Here is a 19727-nt window from a genome sequence, read left to right on the forward strand (position 1 = left end):
TTTTTATATCGTTACGCCTAATAGCAAAGTCTAATGCTATAAACTTACATTCAGGCCCAATACAAACTGTCGCTGAAGGGGCGATTTGGCAGACCCGCCTCTTTCCGGATCATAATTTCTTACGAAGTGGCTTCGCGCATGCGTAAACAGATTGTTACCAGAGGCATAAATTCTCAGGTCTGACATCCCCCACCTTTTTACTACCGAAGAAGGAAATGTATAACCCACTGATACCGTTTTTAGCTTTACGTAAGAAGCATCTACGTAGTTCAAAGCCAGGTATCCCCTGTAATTATAGAAGTTGGTATTATCTGGTCTTGGAAAATCATTCGATGGATTTTCCGGTGTCCAGTAATCCAGGTAAGCGGGCGCATTGCCTTTACCAGACGGGTCATAAGCGCCGGTAAAATCATAAGTCATCATATGCCCCCACCTGCTTATAATATATACCGTAAGATCTATATTTTTATAACGGAATGTATTATTCAGCCCGGCTGTCCAGCGCGGTGATGTTGTACCGATATACTGTACATCATTGATCTCGTCTATCACAAAGTCTCCATTCAGATCTGCCAGCTTTATATCGCCTGGTTTGAAGGGCTGTGTTTTGGCAGCGTCTTTAAAATACCTGGCCGCTTCAGCTGCTTCGTCTGTTTGCCAGATGCCGAGTCTTTTAAAGGTATAAAACGATTTTAGCGGGCGTCCAATCAAAAGGCTTTCAGTTTCGCGGGTTACTGCGCCTATAATATCACGACCGTCTATCAGGTCAAGAATTTTTTCTGTATTACGTGCGAAAGTGATGTTAGTCTGCCAGTTAAAATCCTGTTTCCTGATATTGACAGTGGTCAGATTTAGTTCGATACCCTTATTGCTGGTAGATCCTATGTTCTGATATATTTGGAAAGGCGTATTATTACCACTTCCCATTGAAGTGGGTAATGTTCGGGGTAAAAGAATGTCGGTAGTTTTAGTATTGTAGTAGTCTATACTACCCATTATTCTGTTATCGAAGAAACCGAAATCAACCCCTATATTAGTTGAAGCAGATTTTTCCCATCCAAGGTCCACATTGCCAAGGAACGGGTTATATACATAATAGGTATACCCTCTATCCTGGAAAGCTGAGTTAGTCAACGCATTTAAATATGATTGGGTACCGTACTCACTGATCCCTGAATTACCCGTCATACCCCAGCTTGCCCGTAATTTTAATTCATTTAAATTTTTCGTATTTCCAAACCATCCTTCATCGATCACACGCCAGGCCAGCGCTGCAGATGGAAACGCAGCCCATTTATTGCCCTCCGCTAACCTGGATGCGCCATCCCACCTATTGGATACCGTAAGCAGGTATTTACCCAGGTAGTTATAATTCAATCGTGCCGCATAGGAGAAGGTCTGGCTCTGTACATAACCTGAACGGATTACATAAGATTCTTTTGCGTTGGCAGCGAGATTATGCCAAAGCTGGCTGGGTATTAACTGCCCGGCACCTTCGCTGTAAGAGCTTCTGAATTTAGATTGTGTCCAGGAAGTCAACCCGGTTAATGTAAAGGAATGGTCCCCTGCTTTTTTGGTGTAGTTGAGGATATTATCCCAGGTTATAAAACCCTTTTCTGTAGCTAACACCGATGCAATGGACCCGGTGTTTAGTTCGGCTCTATCAATAGATTGGGCACCCTGGAAATCGTTATTTCTCCGGAATGAAAAATTAGTTCCGAGGTTAGAGCGCAATGAGAATCCTTTAAAGGGTCGAAGTTCGGCATAGCCATTGGCAAAAACATTAGTAGTTAAACGTTGATATTTCGCCGTAAACTCAGTCGCCTCATCAGCCAGCGGGCTTACCTTACCCGCTGTTCCCAGTGGATAAAGGATTACCCTGCCACTGTCATTATATGCCCGTCCCAAAGGCTCATTTGTAGCAGCACGCCATAACACATTTTCCGCCCGCTCATATCCATTGTAGTGGGTAAGATTGACAGAGGCACCGGCTTTAAAAATATTGCTGAAATTATGATCGATTACAGTCCGGATATTGTATTTATCCAGCAAATCATCCTTAAGAGATCCTTTTTCGCGGTAATAGCCTGCAGACAACAGACCGGTTGTTTTTTCAGTGCCTCCGGAAACACTCACCTGGTGGTTTTGAACAATACCGGTATGTATGACTTCATCTACCCAATTGATCCATTGATTGTTTTGAATAGCTGACCATTCCTGGGGAGTAAACAGTATCTGGTCATCAGCCGGTGACTTCCACTGCCCGGTAGTTTTATAGGCCTCCCTACGAAGCTTGATGTAGTCGTCGCCCATTCTCATTTTAGGATACTGAGCCCAGCCATTCAAACCCACATAGCCATTGTAGGCAATCTTGGCTCTTCCTGATTTGGCCCTTTTGGTGGTCACAATAATTACCCCGTTAGCTCCCTGCGAACCATATATAGCAGTTGATGAAGCATCTTTCATTACATCAATGGATTCTATTTCCTGCGGCGGAATATCAGTAATATTGCCTCCTTGCACACCATCTATAATGATTAACGGGTTATTTGCAATTAAATTGCCGTATTCATCTTTGGCGGTAGATAAAGATCTTTTACCTCGAATGTTCATGGTTACGCCAGAAGTTGCTTTTCCCGAATTACGTACAATATCCAACCCAGGCACCTGGCCCTGCAATGCTTCCATCGCATTATGTGCCGGCGAACGAACAATGTCATCTGCTTTTACGCTTGATACAGCCCCGGTAAGATCCTTTCTTTTGGTAGTACCGTAACCTATCACTACCACTTCATCCATTTTATTTTCGGCGGCATAAAGCGTTACCTGCGAATAGTTGTTGTCTTTTACTGATACATCTATGGTGCTATAGCCAACTATAGAGAAAGTCAGTACAGCATTCTCATCTTTTACCGTTATTTTATAACTCCCATCTTCACCGCTTAGTACACCGTTGGTAGTGCCTTTCTCCGCTACACTTACCCCCGCAAGTGGGTTTCCGGCCTGATCTGTTATTTTCCCTTCAACCGATATACTCATCGTTTCTCCGGGTTTGCCAATGATAACCACCAAGCCCTTGTTTATTTTTTTATAAGAAAACGTCGTGGCCTTCAGCATGTTTTGCATCACATAATCCAATGTGGCATTCCTGGCATACAGGTCCAGCTTTACTTCGCTGCTTTTTAGATCGGTATTGTAAACAAAACGGTAGTTATATTCCTTCTCTATCTTCTCTATGATCTGTGGTATGGAAAGGCTCTTCACATCCAGGTTGATCCTTTGTTGCGAAGCAGCATCAAAGGCAATAGCCTGGAATGATGAAAGTAAAATAATAAAAACAACAAGCTTCATTAATAACAAGTATTTTATGAGCGATCGGGATGTACATAACCCTCCCCTGCAAGCATATTTTTTCATATATTGCAAATGGTTTAAGATAAATCAATAGCTGGTTCTAACAGCTTTTTGTCTTTTTCAGGGCGAAAGATGGTTCCAACATTTTTCGCTCTTTTTATAATATTTTATCGGATTTTATTTAATCATAATGGCATCGTTTAATGAAAGTGAGCAATACGTTAGTAGATAATTATTTTATCTTTCTGGATTCGGTAACTAAAGTTTCCAATCATTTTTAAGGATTCCAATACATCCTCCAGCGAATCGTTTTCAAATTTGCCGCGGTATAGCACATCTGCGTTTCGCGTATTTTTTAATTCTATTGTTATATTATACCATCTTTCCAAAACCGGAATAATATCGGCTAATGTTTCCTGTTCAAATACAAGCCGGTTTTGGGTCCATTCTGTTTCAACTGACAAAGAATCAATTTTACGGGGAGCTAACTTCAGCAATTCTATTTCCGGCAATCCACCTTTAGACAACTGTTCGGGATGGCTTGAAGCCTCTGTATTCCGAACAATCATCTTTTCGTTTGGAGCTAAAAGAAGCGTTTTATTATTATTCTTTTTAAGCAACACTTCTATTGCACCTCTTAACAGGGTGGTTTGTGTATTTTTTTCATCTATATACGCCCGCACATTGAAGGCGGTTCCCAATACCTTTATATCTATATTATCAGTATGTACAATAAAGGGCTTTTTCTTATCCTTAACCACATCAAAATAAGCCTCGCCCGTCAGATATACTTCCCTTATCGTACTGCCAAAATCCTTGTCATAAGACAGCCTGGAGTCAGCATTAACCCAAACTTTGGTTCCATCCGGCAATATAAGGTTGGTTTTTGAGCCCTTCTTGGTCACTACGATATTGTGAGCATGTTGGGCTTGCTCATCGGAATGCATCCAATAGAAAAAAGCGCAGCCCAACACCAAAACAACTGAAGCAGCAATAGCAAAATAAGTCCTAGCAGGTCTATACCTTTTCACCACCGGCTCCGGCCCCGCCGTTTTGATTCGTGCCCGGACTTTATCCAGGGCACTATTAACGGAACTATTCTTCGCCTCTGATGTGTAGACAAGCGAGCTACTCAACACTTCATTCATGCTGTCAATAAATAACCCACTATCCTCCTTACTTTTTATAAGATCTGATAATTCAAGCTGTTCTTCCAGCGTAATTTCACCGGATTGCTTTTTTATTATTAAATATATAAGCCTGTCGTTGTACACGTATAGAACCTTGAATTATTTATATAGACGCAAACGGATATGAAATACCCCCAAGGGAAAACAATATTTTTTGGAAAAATATCAGCAGATCAGGAAGCGCTTCTTTTATAGCCGTTTATAACACGGTCGATAATACCCGATAGCTTTTTAACTGCAATGGTCATCTGGTTTTCTACTGTTTTTACAGAGATCTCCAATAACCGGGCTACCTCAGCATATTTAAGTCCATCTTCTTTGATCAGCTTAAATATAAGCCGGCATCTGTCGGGCAATTCATTTATTGCAAGGTTGATTTCTTTTAGTGTTTCTTTATTAATGAGCCTGAGCTCATGATTACTTAGTTCATAGGTTAAAGTTTCTCCTACATCTCCCAGGGATATGTTCTTTTGCGACTCTTTATACCCCCTGCTTCTTGTATAACTGATCGCCGCATGTTTAGCCGAAATATACAGGTAATGTGAAAGGTTTTTAATAGCAGGCAATGTCTTACGGTTCTGCCAAAGATTGAATAATACATCCCCGCATATTTCTTCTGCCACCGGGTTGTCTTTCAACAGAGAAGCCGTATACGAAAGCAATGCCGGATAATAAATCCTGAACAGCTCTTCAAAAGCCTGTTCGTCGCTGTTATGGGCTATAGCATGGATCAGGTATGGCAATCGTTGACTATACATCTGTCATCAAATATAGCCATAGTATCACAGATATGAAAACGATTACACGAATTTGTCTTGTTCAAGGCCGTTATTATAATCTTAATACCAACATAGTATTCAATCTCTAAGTATGGAGCAATCTTGGTATCCACTGGTTATGCGTTATTCACAAACCCAATAGAGCAGTATTGTTATTTTTTTATCCATATAATAGCACCAGGATTTGGTAATTCTATGCTGATCTTTTTACCCGCTGTTAGAGGCCTTGAACCAGGAAGCAGAGCACCCGAAGATGCATCAACAAAGTAAGCATTATAACTACCAGAGTAGGCGGAGAGATCTATAGATATAGACAGCTTATCTTTAGCCAAAGCGATTACACCGTCTTTGCCAGCCAATACATAATCACCTGTTTTATCTGAAGGCTTCATTGCGGCAGCAGCTCTCAAAAATTCCTGATCGGTACCTTCAGGCAATACCGGCATGGAACCTCCGGCCATAAAAATGGCCCAGCCAAAGCGATCTGCTCCCTCTGAAGAATATATCACGGCTTTACCAGGATATTTTAAACGATACTCCTTTACGGACCTGTATACCTGTTCAAAGGAAGTTCCTTTAGACTTTATCTGGCGGGCCCACTGACGAGGTGCCAGGTTCTTGCCACCTTCGGGCGCATAAGGTGTACCATCTGCCTGGTAATACCAATAACGTATATCTATCAGATCCACTACCGGCGCGTATTTAGGATTTTTTAAAATTGCATCCTGCACATCTTTAGTAGTACTCAACCCGATAATTTGTTTTGCCTGGTTTTTCTTTTCCCAGCCAGCAATGGTTTGCAACCAAAACTCTACGAAATGTAAAGGCCCTGTAAACTCTTCGCTGGTTAGCTGAATAACATTGGGCGTATTCTTAAAATTATCCAGACATTTTTGGATGTATAACTGGTGCAGTTTTTTTCTTACCGGGTTGGACAAATCATAGAATTGCTCAGCGTAAAAGATTCTTTTATCTCCTGCATAGTTAACAGGCTCATTAAACCCAGTATTGTTGATATTATTAGCTGAGCGCCATGGGAAATCGGCATAATGAGCACCGGCTTCTATAATGTTATGCTGAAAGTAATTTTGGTGAATCAGTACTAACTTATTCAACGAGGCCAGCGAGGCAAAGCCCTGAAGCCTGCTCCAATACCAGTCATTGTATTTGGTGAGATCATATTTACTCAGTCCATCCCAGGCAGAATCTTTACCACTGCGGGCGAACGGTAATTCGTAAAATGGCGGCCATACTTCACCCGTCATACGTCGTATACGCTCGTGATCATCCCTTCTTCTATCGTACCAAAGAGCATAATTATGCTCCAGCGCAACTATGTTTTTACTTTTCATGGTTTGTATCACTTCGTCCAATTCGTCCGTAAGGCCTGCGCCTACCCTGCCTGGAACAAACCTTGTAACTGATAACTTATCCTTAGCCTGCTCCAATGCCTTTGCCTCTATCCCTCCTGTCCACCATGGAACACTTTGCCTTCTGCCCACAGCTACTTCCTGGCTCAGCATTAACCAGCCGTTATTTACTTTTAGCCCCGTAGCGGAAAGCGGGGGGTAAATCGACCAACTGCCCTGAGTTTTAGCCGATTCCACTTTTACGCCTTCGGCATTTGTATTAATAGGATTTCTTTTTGCAGCCTGGCCAATCCATTCGTACATGGTTACTTTGGGTTTTGAGGCTTCTGCCGTAAGTTCCTGTGCAACCGCAACCGAAGGACTACTGGATGCTTCCCTTCCTATGTCCAATATCGCCGCTCTCTGGCTTACATCTTTACCCAATCGCTGCGCCAACTGCAGGTAATAAAAACTCCTTGGATTAACATGATTATTAGACTCTGCCCAAAAACCTTTTCCTGCAAATTCGCTCCAGGCTCCATAAGACCAGTTTTGTGCCGTGGGCGGTTTATCGCATTCGATCAAAGAAGCTGTGCAATTCCATAAAAAGCTATTGGCCCCGGACCAGCCTGCACCACGTCCATCCTGACCACGATTGCCTAGTCTGATGGCATTACCATCCACGTCTATTATATCAAATAAAATACCTGAAGCCCAACGTCCAATCGCACCACTAAAACTATACGGTCTTTCAGAAACGCATTGTACAAAAGCATTGGGGCCCGTAGCTGCATGCCCCACACTGTAGTCATGATACCCGTTCGCTGCAAAACAGCGCTGGAAAAGGGTTTGCTGACCACGTGTAAAAAAAGTATACCGTCTTTGTCCGCCTATTTCAGATACCGGCTCAGTAGAAATACAGTCTTCAACCGTAACACGGCTTGCTGTTTCATTAATAAAAACTGCAGAGCCCGCAAAATGTTTAAAGGATAATTGTCGTACCCAGGCATCTTCTACATTAGTAAAAGTAACCGCCATCCAGCGGTGTTGTTCATCTTTAGCATTAGCACGATTAAAGTCTGATATTAAGGTCAGGTTTTCAACTCCAACATTATTAATGCGCCCGGGCCAGCTATACTTTACTATGGTAGCTCCGCCATAATTCTTATCGAGCGATGTAGTTAAGGGCGCATCGATAGTAATTTTATTACCCTCTATTGCTACTATAGTTCGATCGAAATAAAGGTCCACATCTCCGGGTTTCCAACCCAGTGCTGAGACACCTCCGCCAAAGTCATCGGTACCCAGTGCTGCGATCCATTCCTGTGTGGACGGTCTTTTGATCTGCACCCGATCGCCCGCACGAAAATCTTCGGGATCAGCGATCTCGAAAGATAAAGCCCCAACGGGTACATATTTCTGAGTAATTGCTTTTTCTCCTTCGGTTTGTCTATCGTCTTTTCCGAAAAACCGAACCAACCCATCCCGGTCAACGCCTTTGCCTGTAACTACGGTTTGTCCATGTGCGCCAAAGCCACGCAATACAACACCAGACACGGTAATTTTTAATTGTCCGGCTACCTCATAATTGCCTTTGGAAAGCAATACTGTTCCCCTGAAACCATTAGGTTCGGGCTGCATGGCCGCCACCTTATCAATCGCACTCTGAATAGTAGCTGTAGCATCGCCTTTCACCAGTGGTACTATCACTTTTACAGGCACCATCGGTATATCTTCTCCTGAAGCTTTATAACCGCAATAGGAGAAGTCGGGTACACGATCGCCCGTAACTGTATCTGCATTATAAACAACCTTTCCCTGCTCTACCACAACAGGCAGGATAGGTTTAGGCGGTTTGGGCTTTTGCGCATGTGCCGCACTGCTCAATAGCAGCGTGGTTGCTGCCACTATACTTTTCAAAAAATGAGTAGTACAAAGAGCTGGCTTTGCTGCTGCTTTCCTTTCAATAAGATGATTAAGAATAGACTGGGACACTGCGACGTGGTTTACAATGATTAATATTTACTGATTCCATTCGACGGTTTTACAGTTGCAATATCTACTAAACTATTTAAATAATTTTCAATATTACTATATCCGTTTTTAGCAATCTTTACAGCATCACCGGCATCTTTAGGATTTAATTTATGCTTCTTTTCATAATCATCAGGAATACCGTCGTTATCGCTGTCCACATAGGGAGAGCCTTTATACTCAGGGTATCCACCTACCTGGGAAGGATGCGTAATGATACCTTGTTTATAGGAATCTTCAGGTAGTCTTCTTTTAATAAATCTGCCGCGATAAGGTTGGGCATCCGGCGCTACATATATCTTACCTGTTTTAACGGTTTCAACAATACGTTTGTCTACGGCGTCCCGAACCGGTAAAGTTGCGCCTACATTTTTTAACACGTACTCGTAAGCATCCTTTGTTGAGATAACAGTTACCGGTGCCAACTGGATAGGCTTGTCTGTGCGAATAGATGCCAATAATTCTTTCAAGTTTTTTGACTCGGGTTGTACACCTCCATCCCAGTTATCGGCAGTTACTTTTGCATTGCCATCTATATAATTACCTGCCACATAGGCTTTACCAAAAGCATTTCTATTGGCAGTATCACGCCCCGACTCCGGTTTTAAGATTCGATAGCTAATAGGCTGTTCTACCGGCGTAATGGGGCCTGGCTTATAGTAATTGTTAATAAAGTTGTAGAACGAGCGATGATCGCCGCCATCCGCTGTTCTATTCCACCAGTTGAATACTACATTGTTGACAAAGTTGAAGTCGCCATACATACCCACAGAAGGGTTACGGCTGATATTGTTGGCCCATAAATTACGGGCGAACATACTATTCAATCCTCCTATTGTACTTCCAAAAGCGTGATTGTAGGTATCCAATGCTTCAGAGAAAATAGAATTTTGTATAGTAACATTCACCGTAGGAAGCTTATCCGCCTTACCTTCCCTGTCATAAACATGACGGTACATGCTCATGTTCTCATCCAGGCCCCAGCTTGCCGAAACGTGATCGATGATAATATTTCCAACCCCATTACCTCCCAATCCATCATCTCTGCGGGTTACTTCAGTAGCGCCCCTGCGAAACCGCATAAAACGGATGATTACATCATGTGTGTCTATTAATACCGATTCTCCGGCTATACAAACACCGTCACCCGGTGCGCTTTGTCCGGCGATCGTTACATAAGGCGCTCTGATACTCACGGGGCTTTTTAACTGTATAATACCCGAAACATTAAACACAATAATTCTCGCTCCGCCTTGTTCGCAGGCCCAGCGAAAGCTGCCCGGGCCGCTGTCATTCAGATTGGTTACCACTAATACTTTACCGCCGCGGCCACCAAAGCTAAATTTACCGCCGCCTTCCGCACCCGGAAAAGCAGGAATTGTAGCTTGCGGCAAATCAGAAGGTTTGGCTGCCCATGGAATATAAGGTTTTCCTGCTTTCGCTTCGGTTTCTACTATTTTCAGCGCTGATGACCAGCGTTCGTTGGATGCCCTCCTATCTATAGCGGAAGCTGCTTCAGCAGAATCTTCCACTGACTTTGGAATAACAGGATACTGTGCAAAAGATGATTTAGAAAATATAGTAAATGAAGCCAGCAATACCGGCAAGCAAAAGGATCGTTTCATCTGTTTACTTGTTTATTATTTATAATGGTCAGATGTAATTCGCTATAGTAGGTTTAGGATTAGTATTATCGGTAAATTGTCAGGGATATCACATCCTGAATGATAATTCAGCAGGAAAGATGCTTATCGCTCATTTCACAAAAATTATTTTTGTAGATTATAAATAGAACATGGAACTACTATAAAAACAGGCGCGAAACCCTGGTATTTCGCGCCTGTCCGTATTACTTTTTAGCCACAGCCGGTACTACGTTGGCTACGTTTACCAGGCTATTGAGGTACTCTTCTATATTGGTATAGCCAGATCCTGATTTCGACAATTTAGAAGCATCCGTTGCGTCATTTGGATTTAAGCCCTTCCTTTTCTCATAATCATCCGGCATACCGTCGTTATCACTGTCTTTATAAGGAGTTCCTTTATATTCGGGATAACCGCCTACCTGGTTAATGTCTGTAATAATACCCTGCTTATAAGAATCGATAGGTAAACGCCTGTGCTCGAACTGTGTTTCCGGCAATTTTACTCCGGTAATAGGTTTTACCACACCGGTACGCGCCTGCTCCACGATTCTTGTATCCACCGGATCACGTTTGGGTAATGTAGCACCGGCATTGGCGAACACATAAGCTTTGGCAGCATCTGCACTCAGAACCGTTAGCTTGGGCATAATCAAAGGTTTGTTTTGCTTCATATATCCCAGGTGTTCTCCTACTCCATCTTCTTCTTCTACCTGTACACCGCCGGCCCAGTTGTCCTGTGTTATTTTTGGATAACCTTCCATTACATTCCCGTTCACGTAAGCACGACCATAAACTTTATAACTTAATTTGCTACGACCACTTTCCGGCTTAAGGATGCGATGCCCTACGTTCGTATTTTTAGGGGTGGCGGGACCTGGCTTAAAGTAGTTGTTGATGATATTAAACTGTGCTCTGTAATCACCGCCATCAATAGAGCGATGTACCCAGTTATATACTACATTGTTTACAAAATTAAAAACTCCATTCCAACCCACAGATGGATTACGCCCGGCATTATTAGCCCAAAGGTTACGCATGAAGCTGCAATTTTCGCCGCCCAGCGTGCTACCAAATGCATGGTTCCAGGTATCCAATGCTTCTGCAAAAATGGAATTCTGAATAGTGATATTTACGGTGCCAAATTTATCTTCGATCTTACCCGTACTATCATTGTACATGTGGCGGTACATACTCATGTTCTCATCCAGTCCCCAGGTAGCAGACACGTGATCGATCATGATATTACCCACGGGGTTACCACCAATGGCATCATCTCTTCTGCCTACCCAGGTATCACCGCGACGGAAACGCATATAGCGAACAATAACATCATGGGTATTGATCCAAACGGTCTCGCCGGCAATACAAACACCATCGCCCGGAGCTGATTGCCCCGCTATGGTAATATAAGGTGCTCTTATAATAAGGGGTGATTTCAATTTAATAATACCCGCCACATTGAATACTACGGTTCTGGCACCACCCTGTTCGCAGGCCCAGCGAAAACTACCCGGACCATCATCGTTTAGATTCGTTACAACGATCACTTTACCACCGCGACCGCCTCTTACAAATTTACCACCTCCTTCGGCACCGGGGAATGCGGGGATCTCCGCATAAGGCAGTTCATCAAAGCGCGAAGCCCAGGGAATATAAGGTCTTCCTTCAGTAGCCTCTTTCTTAATAATCGGGTAGGCAATTGCCCACATAGAATCAGAATGCGCATCGGCTGCTTTCATAATAGCAGCAGAACGTTCCTGGTCTTCTTTGGGTATTTTGGGATATTGAGCCAGGACGGCAGAAGTAGCACCGGCCATTAAAATACCTAACAGTACTTTTTTATTCATAATAGTAAATCACTTTATAATTCAATGATCGCCTAAACTATGACGATTCCCTGATTCAATTCCTGCGCCATTACCTAATATTACTTGTAATTGCGGCGAAGCATCAATAATCGGGGGTTGTTGCATAGCAAACGTTTACTGAATAAAATTAGAATGTATGCCCGTTGCCCGCAATGCAATGATTCACTAAGCAACTGTAATATTTTACTGATACCGGAAAGATTTGGGAAAAGTTATGCTACATCTAACTGTAATGAGATTACTGCACATTTTCGTAATAAAAAAGGTCATCGCCTAATTAGTGATGACCTTCTGACAGTATTGAAATGATTTTTATTGTTGATAATCGAAGGTTCCCTGGCCTCCTGAATAATCTAACCATCCTATATTTTGCTTTAACCACGGATTGCTGCTTAAAGCGCTGGCGGCAAGCCCTGACAAATAATAATTAGGACGGAAGGTTATACCTCCTAAACTTGATAAGTCGTTATTGTTAACTCTATCCCATGCCAAATCAAGGGGTGTCATCACAAATTTGTTTCGGTATAAAGTTTTTAACGCGGCAATTTGGGTAGTAAAATTGGATGCATCCGGATCTACTAAGATATTTCTTTCTGCGGCGGTAAGCGGATCTGTAGCACTAAAAGTCTTGTGCTGCCAGTAGTATCCTGTACGAACCGTGCCATTTAAAGGCGTTACACCCAGTTTTTGTACTGAATTACCAAAGGCATTGTTGTTCTCATAAAGACCCCAACGTTGCAAATCCCAAAACCTTTTGCCTTCATACGCAAGCTCCACACGACGTTCATACAAACAAGCTTCTATAGCCGCATACTTATTGCCAGGTGTACCAATACCATAGTTATTGGCAGCTGGTATGCCTACACGCTGACGAATTTTTCCAAGATAAGTTACTGCATTACCGATACTATTTGTAGCTGCATAACATTCCGCTATGTTGAGCAATAGCTCTGCATATCTATACTCAAAAATACTGGTATTCGAAAACTGATAGTTACCAGATATCCCGGCAGGATTAGAACCTTTGAAAACCAAGGCAGGGCTGTTTGTCTGGTTGTTGCCATAGTAAACCGCCGATTTACTTTCATTCTCTCTCCAACGATAAAACCAGGTGGAGTTGTTGGCATTAGCGCTATTGGCCCATTTAGATCCTGAAAAAGCAAATGTTCTGTAAAAACGTGGATCCCGGTTCTCAAAGAAAAAAGTATCTACGTAATTCACTCCATTAACAGGTCTTGATCCGTCTGCTAGAGGAAACAGATCGAGCATTTGCTTGGTAGCTGCTATCCCGCCGGTCCCGCCAAGTCCCTGAGGCCTGATAGCATTCTCCCATGAATTGCCAAAACCAGCAGACGATGTCTGGGTCGTATTAAATAAAAAAACAATAATCGCTTCTTTATTAAAAGTTGCATTATTTTGCGCGTAAGTCATTTTTGCCCAGTCGGCCGCAGATGAACCGTATAGACCATAACCTCCAGCAGTCAGCTTAGCTTCTGCTTCCAAACCAGCCTGCAACGCGGCCTGCCACTTCGCATTACCAGGGTTATCCCAATCGGTATTAAACAAAGGACTTGCCGCTGTTAATAATACTCGGCTTTTCATGGCCAAAGCTGCTGCTGCTGTTGGTCTTCCGTAATTTGTTGCTGGTGTTTCCCACTGCATGGGCAACAACGCAGCCGCTGAGTCAAGATCTTTAACAATTTGAGCAAAACATTCGGAACTGGTGGCGCGTGGTATCTGAATCGATTCGTCAGTGGTACTTGCATTTTGAACGGTTAGCACAATAGGTACACCGCCATATACCCTTACCAAATCATAATACTGCCATGCTCTTAAATAATACATCTGACCTTTAGCCCGGGTTCTATACAAAGCGGATAAGTTTTCAGTTTCCGATGTTTCCATTTTTGCAATAACATCGTTACAAAAACGGATACGTGTATATGGGTAATTTTGAACACTACCAGCGGTTACACCATAATAAGCGTCTCCGTCAGTAGCCAAACGTAAGTTGCTGTTCGGATTGATATAATTCGAGATCGTACCACCTAATTCTTCAGTCATCCTCGACCGGCTATCATTATACTGGCCTACAACCTGCTTTAACGGGCTGTTATAGGCTACAAAATAGTAATTAAAGATTCGATCTATGTACCAACTTGCCAAAGTTTCGTTAGAAAAAACTTTTTCTTCGCCATACTGATTGTACGATTTCATATCTTCTAAAAACTTCTGAGTACATCCAGTAGCTATAGTCAGCAGTATGAAAACAGTCAGGTATAAAAATTTATTTTTCATAATAAAAAAATTAAAAATCAACAATTCCGGGATTTGATTATTAAAAGCCTACTGTTAAACCCAACGCCCAGGTCCTTAAAGTCGGGTAGGAAATTTTAGGGTCGTCATACCGGTTCCGGTATTTATAAGGATAAGGGTTGTAAAAGTCCCATAGATTCATCCCGGACAAGTAAAGCCTGGCGCTCTGCATTCTTGCCTTTTTAACCCAATCAACTGGTAATGTATAACCGACACTCAAGCTACGTACAAACATGCGAAATGTAGGCATCAGGAAAAAATCTGAATTGGTTCCGCCAAATTGGTCATAGTAAGCCATATTAGGATACCTCCCATTTGGATTGTCAGTAGAATCATACATATCAATTAAATGCAAAGGTTGGCTCCATAACGCATTAGAACTTGATGCGCCTTGTTTTACATAGTCAAGATAGTTAGCACCGCCCCAAGAAGTGGAAATCTGCGTTAACAAAGAAATTCCTTTCCATCCGAAACTAAGATTGGTTACAATTCCATAAGTACGATTAGACTTTCTCAATTGCACGTAATCTTCAGATGTCATGATTCTCCCGTTTGGCCCCGCAATAGTTTTATCGGTTGTATTTAAGTCGCCCGCTACATCTTCAAAAACGAGCATACCTTTTTTAAGACCTGTTTTTGAAGTAATACCCATGAAGTTAGGTGCTGCACCTGCAATACCTGAGTTTGCAGCATTTTGGCTCAGATAGTTCCAGTAGGCATCAATATCGGCATCAGTCCTCAACATCCCATCACCTGAAGATGTTTGTTTCCACGTAGTGAAACCATAAACAGGGTTGATTGCATAGACCCCTTCTGCTTTCCTGGCCGCAGCTGCCGACGGATAAGTAAATGGCACATCGAAATACTTAGTAATTTTATTATTGCCGGTACCGAAGTTCATTCCAACTGAATAGGAAAAATCTCCGACATTATCTTTCCAGGTTGCCGCTATTTCAGTACCCCATGAATTCAAGGCCGCAAAATTCTGCTCTGCAAATGCCCCACCTACAGAAATGGGAGATAGAAGCGCCCCGGACATATCGGTAAGTAAATTCGTAGTAGAATTGAAATACTGATCAAAAGTAATTGATAATCTATTTTGTAAAAAAGATAGATCGAGTCCGAAGTTTCTCTGTAATGTTTGATCCCATGTCAGATTTCTGTTAGGTGTAACTCCAGGGGTAAGACCCGAAAGGTATAAGCCACCATTGTTGCCAAACCCAAAACCCTTATCGGCCGCCCAGCTATAGAGCTGTAACCACTTCCACGGATTAACATTAGCATTACCGGTGCGGCCGATTGAAGCGCGGATCTTTAAATAATTCATCCAATTGACATTATTCTTGAAAAAGTTCTCATCCGATACTATCCAGCCGGCTGATACTGCAGGGAAACGTCCCCAATAATTTTCCGGGGCAAAATTGGTAGAGGCATCTGTTCTGTAAACCAACTGAAGCAGATACTTACTTCTGTAGTTGTACGAAAGCCTTCCCAGGTAGGATAGCGTGCCACCTTCATAACGTTGAGTAATCGTATTACCCGTATTTAATGTTCCGGCAGAGCCAGAAGTTCCATTATAAATATCGGCGTCGGGGTTTTCGTAAAACTGACGGCGATCTTCTAATTCATTGGTTGCCCGTTCTACTGAAGCCATTGCAGATATACTATGATCTCCTATTTTTTTGTCATAAGTTATAAAAAAGTTAGACTGTTCGTTTTTTGAAGTTGTGCCTAAATAAGACACACGCGACCCTGATCTATTAATTGTTGGAGCGCTCCAATTAGTTGAACTATTGTATAAATGCTGGTTGGCCCGGTTACCGGATTCATTTCTCACCATGGTTATCGGAAACTGATTCTGTTCAGTTTTATTAGATGCCTGGGTGATACCATAATTCAGTTTAAATGACAAGCCTTTTATAAACGGAACATCATATTGCAAATTAAAGTTCGCATTATAGTTAAACTGTTCGCTGGTTGTTTTAGAACCATTGTTCAGGAACGCATAGTAATTCCACATACTTAATGCATTGGCACCCGATATATTTCCCAGTTTATTAGGTCCTAGTGCGGGAGAAACATATCGCTCTACACCATTTACATTATAAGACCAGGGAATATATTTGGGCATATGTAACAAAACGCTGTAATCATTCTGCTCACCACCAATAGCAAACCCGTCACTGAAGTTTATCTTGGTAAAAGAACTTTCTACATCAGTACTTGAAGCGGCGATCGTAGCTCCTAAACGTAAACCGCTTAAAACTTTGATATCTCCTCCTGCTCTGTACGTCCACCTGCCAAAGTCCTGATTCCCTAAGTTAGCACCTTGCTTATAATACGAAGCGCCCGTAAAATAAGTTGCACGATCGGAGCCGCCACTCACATCTACGGAATGCTGCATAGCGCCCGCCGACCTCCAATCATTTCCAAGCCAATCATAATTAAGGCTGTCCATGGACGCCAATTCAGCATTGGAGAAGTAATGATCCGCAGTCCAGTTTCCTAAAGCCCTGCCGAAACGATTGGCGAATTCTCCGTATTGACGGGCACTCATCACCTTTCCATGGCTAACAGCGTCATTCGTTTGAAATTTTCCATTATAGGTCACTCTGGGAGGACCTGCTTTACCTCTTTTTGTTTTAACGATAATAGCTCCCTGCGACCCACGCGATCCGTAAATAGCTGCGCTAGCATCTCTCAACACAGTAATACTTTCTACCTCTGATAAATCGAGCTGATTAAAACGATCTAATGATGATTTTCCAGTCTGGGGATCCAATTGAATAACGTCATCGATTACAACCATTGGTAAATCGGTGCCTCCATCCTTGGCGAAGTTAAATTGCTGACGAACCGTCAATGAAGCCATGGCCCCAGGTCGCTGGCTTCCGCCCGACACATTCAGGCCAGGCACTTGACCTCTTAATGCTTCGGTAATAGAAGCAACGGGCATTTCCGTCAATTTTTTCAGGTCTACAGTAGCTACCGACCCAGTTATGTCTCTTTTGCTTTGTGTGCCATACCCTACAACAACTACCTCATCCAAATTATTCACCATCTTTTTTAGAGAAATATTCATTGGTCCTTCCAACTTCACCGGTATCTCTCCCAATTCATAGTTTATATGAGAGTACTGCAATACAGCACCGGTAGCCGGTACATTCAATGTGAAAGCCCCCTGGTCGTTAGTAATGGCAGTTTGCGGCCCATCTTTTACCTTAATGGTAACACCCGGAATCGGAGCCTTGGTGGAGTCGTCCACCACCGTTCCTGTGACAGTCCTGGTTTGTGCTGCGGCAGTCATTGTTACAAACAACGGCAACACAAAAAGGAAAGCAAATCGTAAAACATGCTTCACGTTCATATCAATTTTTCGTTTAATAAGAAATGTATAGAATAACAGAGATTATTTTTTTTGAGCCTTCGTTCTTTCATACCAGGCTTCCCGTTCCTTTTTCAGATCGTAGCCTCTTGCCGCAAGGTAGTTATTGATACGTCCTTTATACTTTCCAAACCAGCCGTGCTTGGCATCGCTCGATCCTGCAGCCATCGCATGTTCGCGGGCTTCAAACAAAGCATCGTATATATATTTTTTTTCTTCTTCTTTTAAAGAGGGAATCATATCCAGATGGGCCTTATAGGTTATGGGCAATACGTTGTAGGTTAGCCCGTCTTTCACTTTCTCAATTTGCTGCGCATTCAGATCTTTGGAAAGCGATTGAACAAATTTTTTATTCAATGCTGCTCGCTGTTCTTCAGTTGCATCGCTTAGCTTTTTTAATTCCCTTTCTGCAACTGCTTTTTCAAAGTTTTTAGATTTGATCGCAGCTGTAGCTACTGTTTTATCTTCGTCGATTTTTTTTATATCAGCATACTCCTGTGCAATCCGATCGCGCACCCTGTAAAATTTTACTGAATCGCTGATTTCAAGGGGAGCTGCAATCTTATAAGCCCTTTCTTTCACCACCTGGAGATAATCATCATTACCGCCGGTTTGAGACTGGGCATTCGACGCTAAAACCAGTGTCAACAGGGACAGAACGGATACTTTTGAAACTTTAGCCATTGCAATCGTTTTATTCGGCGATAAAATTAGAACGCCGGACAGTGGTCAACAATGCAAGGTTTCACTAACAAAATGGAAAATTTTACTAAATAAAAAAAGCTGCCCCCAATTGGGACAGCTTTAACAATTTGTTCAAAAATGTTATCGGTTACAATTCGTATTTGATGCTAACATCTATGAAAGGCCTGTCTCCGGTAGGACTGATCTGATTAATTAAAACAAGTCCGTATTTGCCTTCCACTGTAGTGAAGGGGATGACCTGGTTAACTGTAGCGTTAGTAGTAGTAGCAGTCAAATTGGGATTTCTACCGCGCACGTAACTATTTAAAGCAGCGCCTGTGGTGTAACTACGTAAAAAATTAGTGTTCTGTCCATTTTGGGGATTTGCTAATTTAGTATCTCTTTTGGTCCAGGAAGAAATATTAAATGCCGTAAAGGGTAATGGGGAGGCATTAAGAGAGTAAAACCTCAGTGCATTGGTGCCTGTGCCGCCCACTCTATAGATTCCCATATCGATTTTTGCAGCGTTTGCCGCCCCTGTTTGATAATTAAAGGTCTCGCCTGTTGTTAAAGAAATATAGCCATTTGCTGATCCGTTAGCACTATCTACGTCGGGAAAATAGATCTTACGATTCACTATATGCATAATTCTGTTATTTACGTTGATCGTAATTGTTTTGTATCCATCACCTAGGTAGATTCCTTGTTTGTCATAAGCCCAAATTCTAAAGGTATTCGCTCCGTCTTTTAAAGTTCCAAATCCATTAGAGCCCACTACACCTTTGATAACTCCTGTGTAGGTATGCCTGTTTTGATCGCCTAAATTGATGCGGAGGTTTGGAAGTGCGGAACCTACCTGAAATAATGCCACCTGGTACATCTCCTGGGTTGGTGAGTTGATTGTAAAATCGAAATAAATACTATCCCCCTCATTCAATGTTTGGTTTTCTTTTACGCTGAAAGGACTACTTTGATGCAAGTCAAGCGTAACATCAAACATATTAAAAATGTTAGGCGCTGTTTTTTTGCAGGAGGTAAAAACTCCTGATACTGCTAAAAGTAACACCAATGAAATACAAAGTTTATTTTGATTGTTCATTTCTTTAAATTAATTCTTTTGAT

The 19727-nt window shown here is 42.3% G+C and carries 10 protein-coding genes; all 10 read right to left on the bottom strand.

Features of this window, described 5'->3' with window-relative positions:
* Window positions 1-36: 36 nt before the first annotated feature.
* The 10 genes from ACLOAU_RS18660 to ACLOAU_RS18705 all read right to left on the bottom strand — a co-directional run bounded on the left by ACLOAU_RS18660 (window position 37) and on the right by ACLOAU_RS18705 (window position 19704).
* The gene (locus tag ACLOAU_RS18660; RefSeq protein WP_427863427.1) at window positions 37-3351 is read right to left on the bottom strand and encodes a SusC/RagA family TonB-linked outer membrane protein; all 3315 of its coding nucleotides are present in this window, start codon (window positions 3349-3351) and stop codon (window positions 37-39) included.
* A gap of 224 nt (window positions 3352-3575) precedes the next feature.
* Window positions 3576-4628, bottom strand: coding sequence for a FecR family protein (locus ACLOAU_RS18665; protein ID WP_427863428.1), 1053 nt, complete (start codon window positions 4626-4628; stop codon window positions 3576-3578).
* An 89-nt stretch (window positions 4629-4717) separates the two neighbouring features.
* Window positions 4718-5302, bottom strand: a complete 585-nt coding sequence (locus ACLOAU_RS18670; RefSeq protein WP_427863429.1) for an RNA polymerase sigma-70 factor — start codon at window positions 5300-5302, stop codon at window positions 4718-4720.
* A 173-nt stretch (window positions 5303-5475) separates the two neighbouring features.
* Entirely contained in the window at window positions 5476-8667 is a 3192-nt protein-coding gene (locus tag ACLOAU_RS18675) for a DUF6298 domain-containing protein (RefSeq protein ID WP_427863430.1), read from the bottom strand.
* Between the two features lie 20 nt (window positions 8668-8687).
* Window positions 8688-10331 (bottom strand): pectate lyase family protein, encoded by a 1644-nt coding sequence (locus tag ACLOAU_RS18680; protein WP_427863431.1) that lies wholly within the window; start codon window positions 10329-10331, stop codon window positions 8688-8690.
* 224 nt (window positions 10332-10555) lie between these two features.
* Entirely contained in the window at window positions 10556-12199 is a 1644-nt protein-coding gene (locus ACLOAU_RS18685) for a polysaccharide lyase (protein WP_427863432.1), read from the bottom strand.
* A 333-nt stretch (window positions 12200-12532) separates the two neighbouring features.
* Window positions 12533-14518: a RagB/SusD family nutrient uptake outer membrane protein gene (locus tag ACLOAU_RS18690; RefSeq protein ID WP_427863433.1), complete on the bottom strand. Its 1986-nt coding sequence runs from the start codon at window positions 14516-14518 to the stop codon at window positions 12533-12535.
* A 40-nt stretch (window positions 14519-14558) separates the two neighbouring features.
* The gene (locus ACLOAU_RS18695; RefSeq protein WP_427863434.1) at window positions 14559-17903 is read right to left on the bottom strand and encodes a SusC/RagA family TonB-linked outer membrane protein; all 3345 of its coding nucleotides are present in this window, start codon (window positions 17901-17903) and stop codon (window positions 14559-14561) included.
* A gap of 42 nt (window positions 17904-17945) precedes the next feature.
* Entirely contained in the window at window positions 17946-18605 is a 660-nt protein-coding gene (locus ACLOAU_RS18700; RefSeq protein WP_427863435.1) for a DUF3826 domain-containing protein, read from the bottom strand.
* Between the two features lie 148 nt (window positions 18606-18753).
* Entirely contained in the window at window positions 18754-19704 is a 951-nt protein-coding gene (locus ACLOAU_RS18705; RefSeq protein ID WP_427863436.1) for a hypothetical protein, read from the bottom strand.
* Window positions 19705-19727 lie beyond the last annotated feature (23 nt).

Source organism: Paraniabella aurantiaca, assembly GCF_050309965.1.
In the GTDB taxonomy this organism is placed as follows: Bacteria; Bacteroidota; Bacteroidia; order Chitinophagales; family Chitinophagaceae; genus Niabella.

What these genes read in the sequence shown, in the direction of transcription:
- ACLOAU_RS18660 (WP_427863427.1), bottom strand. Translation starts at nt 3,351, where the DNA reads ATGAAGCTTGTTGTTTTTATTATTTTACTTTCATCATTCCAGGCTATT.
- ACLOAU_RS18670 (WP_427863429.1), bottom strand. Translation starts at nt 5,302, where the DNA reads ATGTATAGTCAACGATTGCCATACCTGATCCATGCTATAGCCCATAAC.
- ACLOAU_RS18680 (WP_427863431.1), bottom strand. Translation starts at nt 10,331, where the DNA reads ATGAAACGATCCTTTTGCTTGCCGGTATTGCTGGCTTCATTTACTATA.
- ACLOAU_RS18685 (WP_427863432.1), bottom strand. Translation starts at nt 12,199, where the DNA reads ATGAATAAAAAAGTACTGTTAGGTATTTTAATGGCCGGTGCTACTTCT.
- ACLOAU_RS18690 (WP_427863433.1), bottom strand. Translation starts at nt 14,518, where the DNA reads ATGAAAAATAAATTTTTATACCTGACTGTTTTCATACTGCTGACTATA.
- ACLOAU_RS18695 (WP_427863434.1), bottom strand. Translation starts at nt 17,903, where the DNA reads ATGAACGTGAAGCATGTTTTACGATTTGCTTTCCTTTTTGTGTTGCCG.
- ACLOAU_RS18700 (WP_427863435.1), bottom strand. Translation starts at nt 18,605, where the DNA reads ATGGCTAAAGTTTCAAAAGTATCCGTTCTGTCCCTGTTGACACTGGTT.
- ACLOAU_RS18705 (WP_427863436.1), bottom strand. Translation starts at nt 19,704, where the DNA reads ATGAACAATCAAAATAAACTTTGTATTTCATTGGTGTTACTTTTAGCA.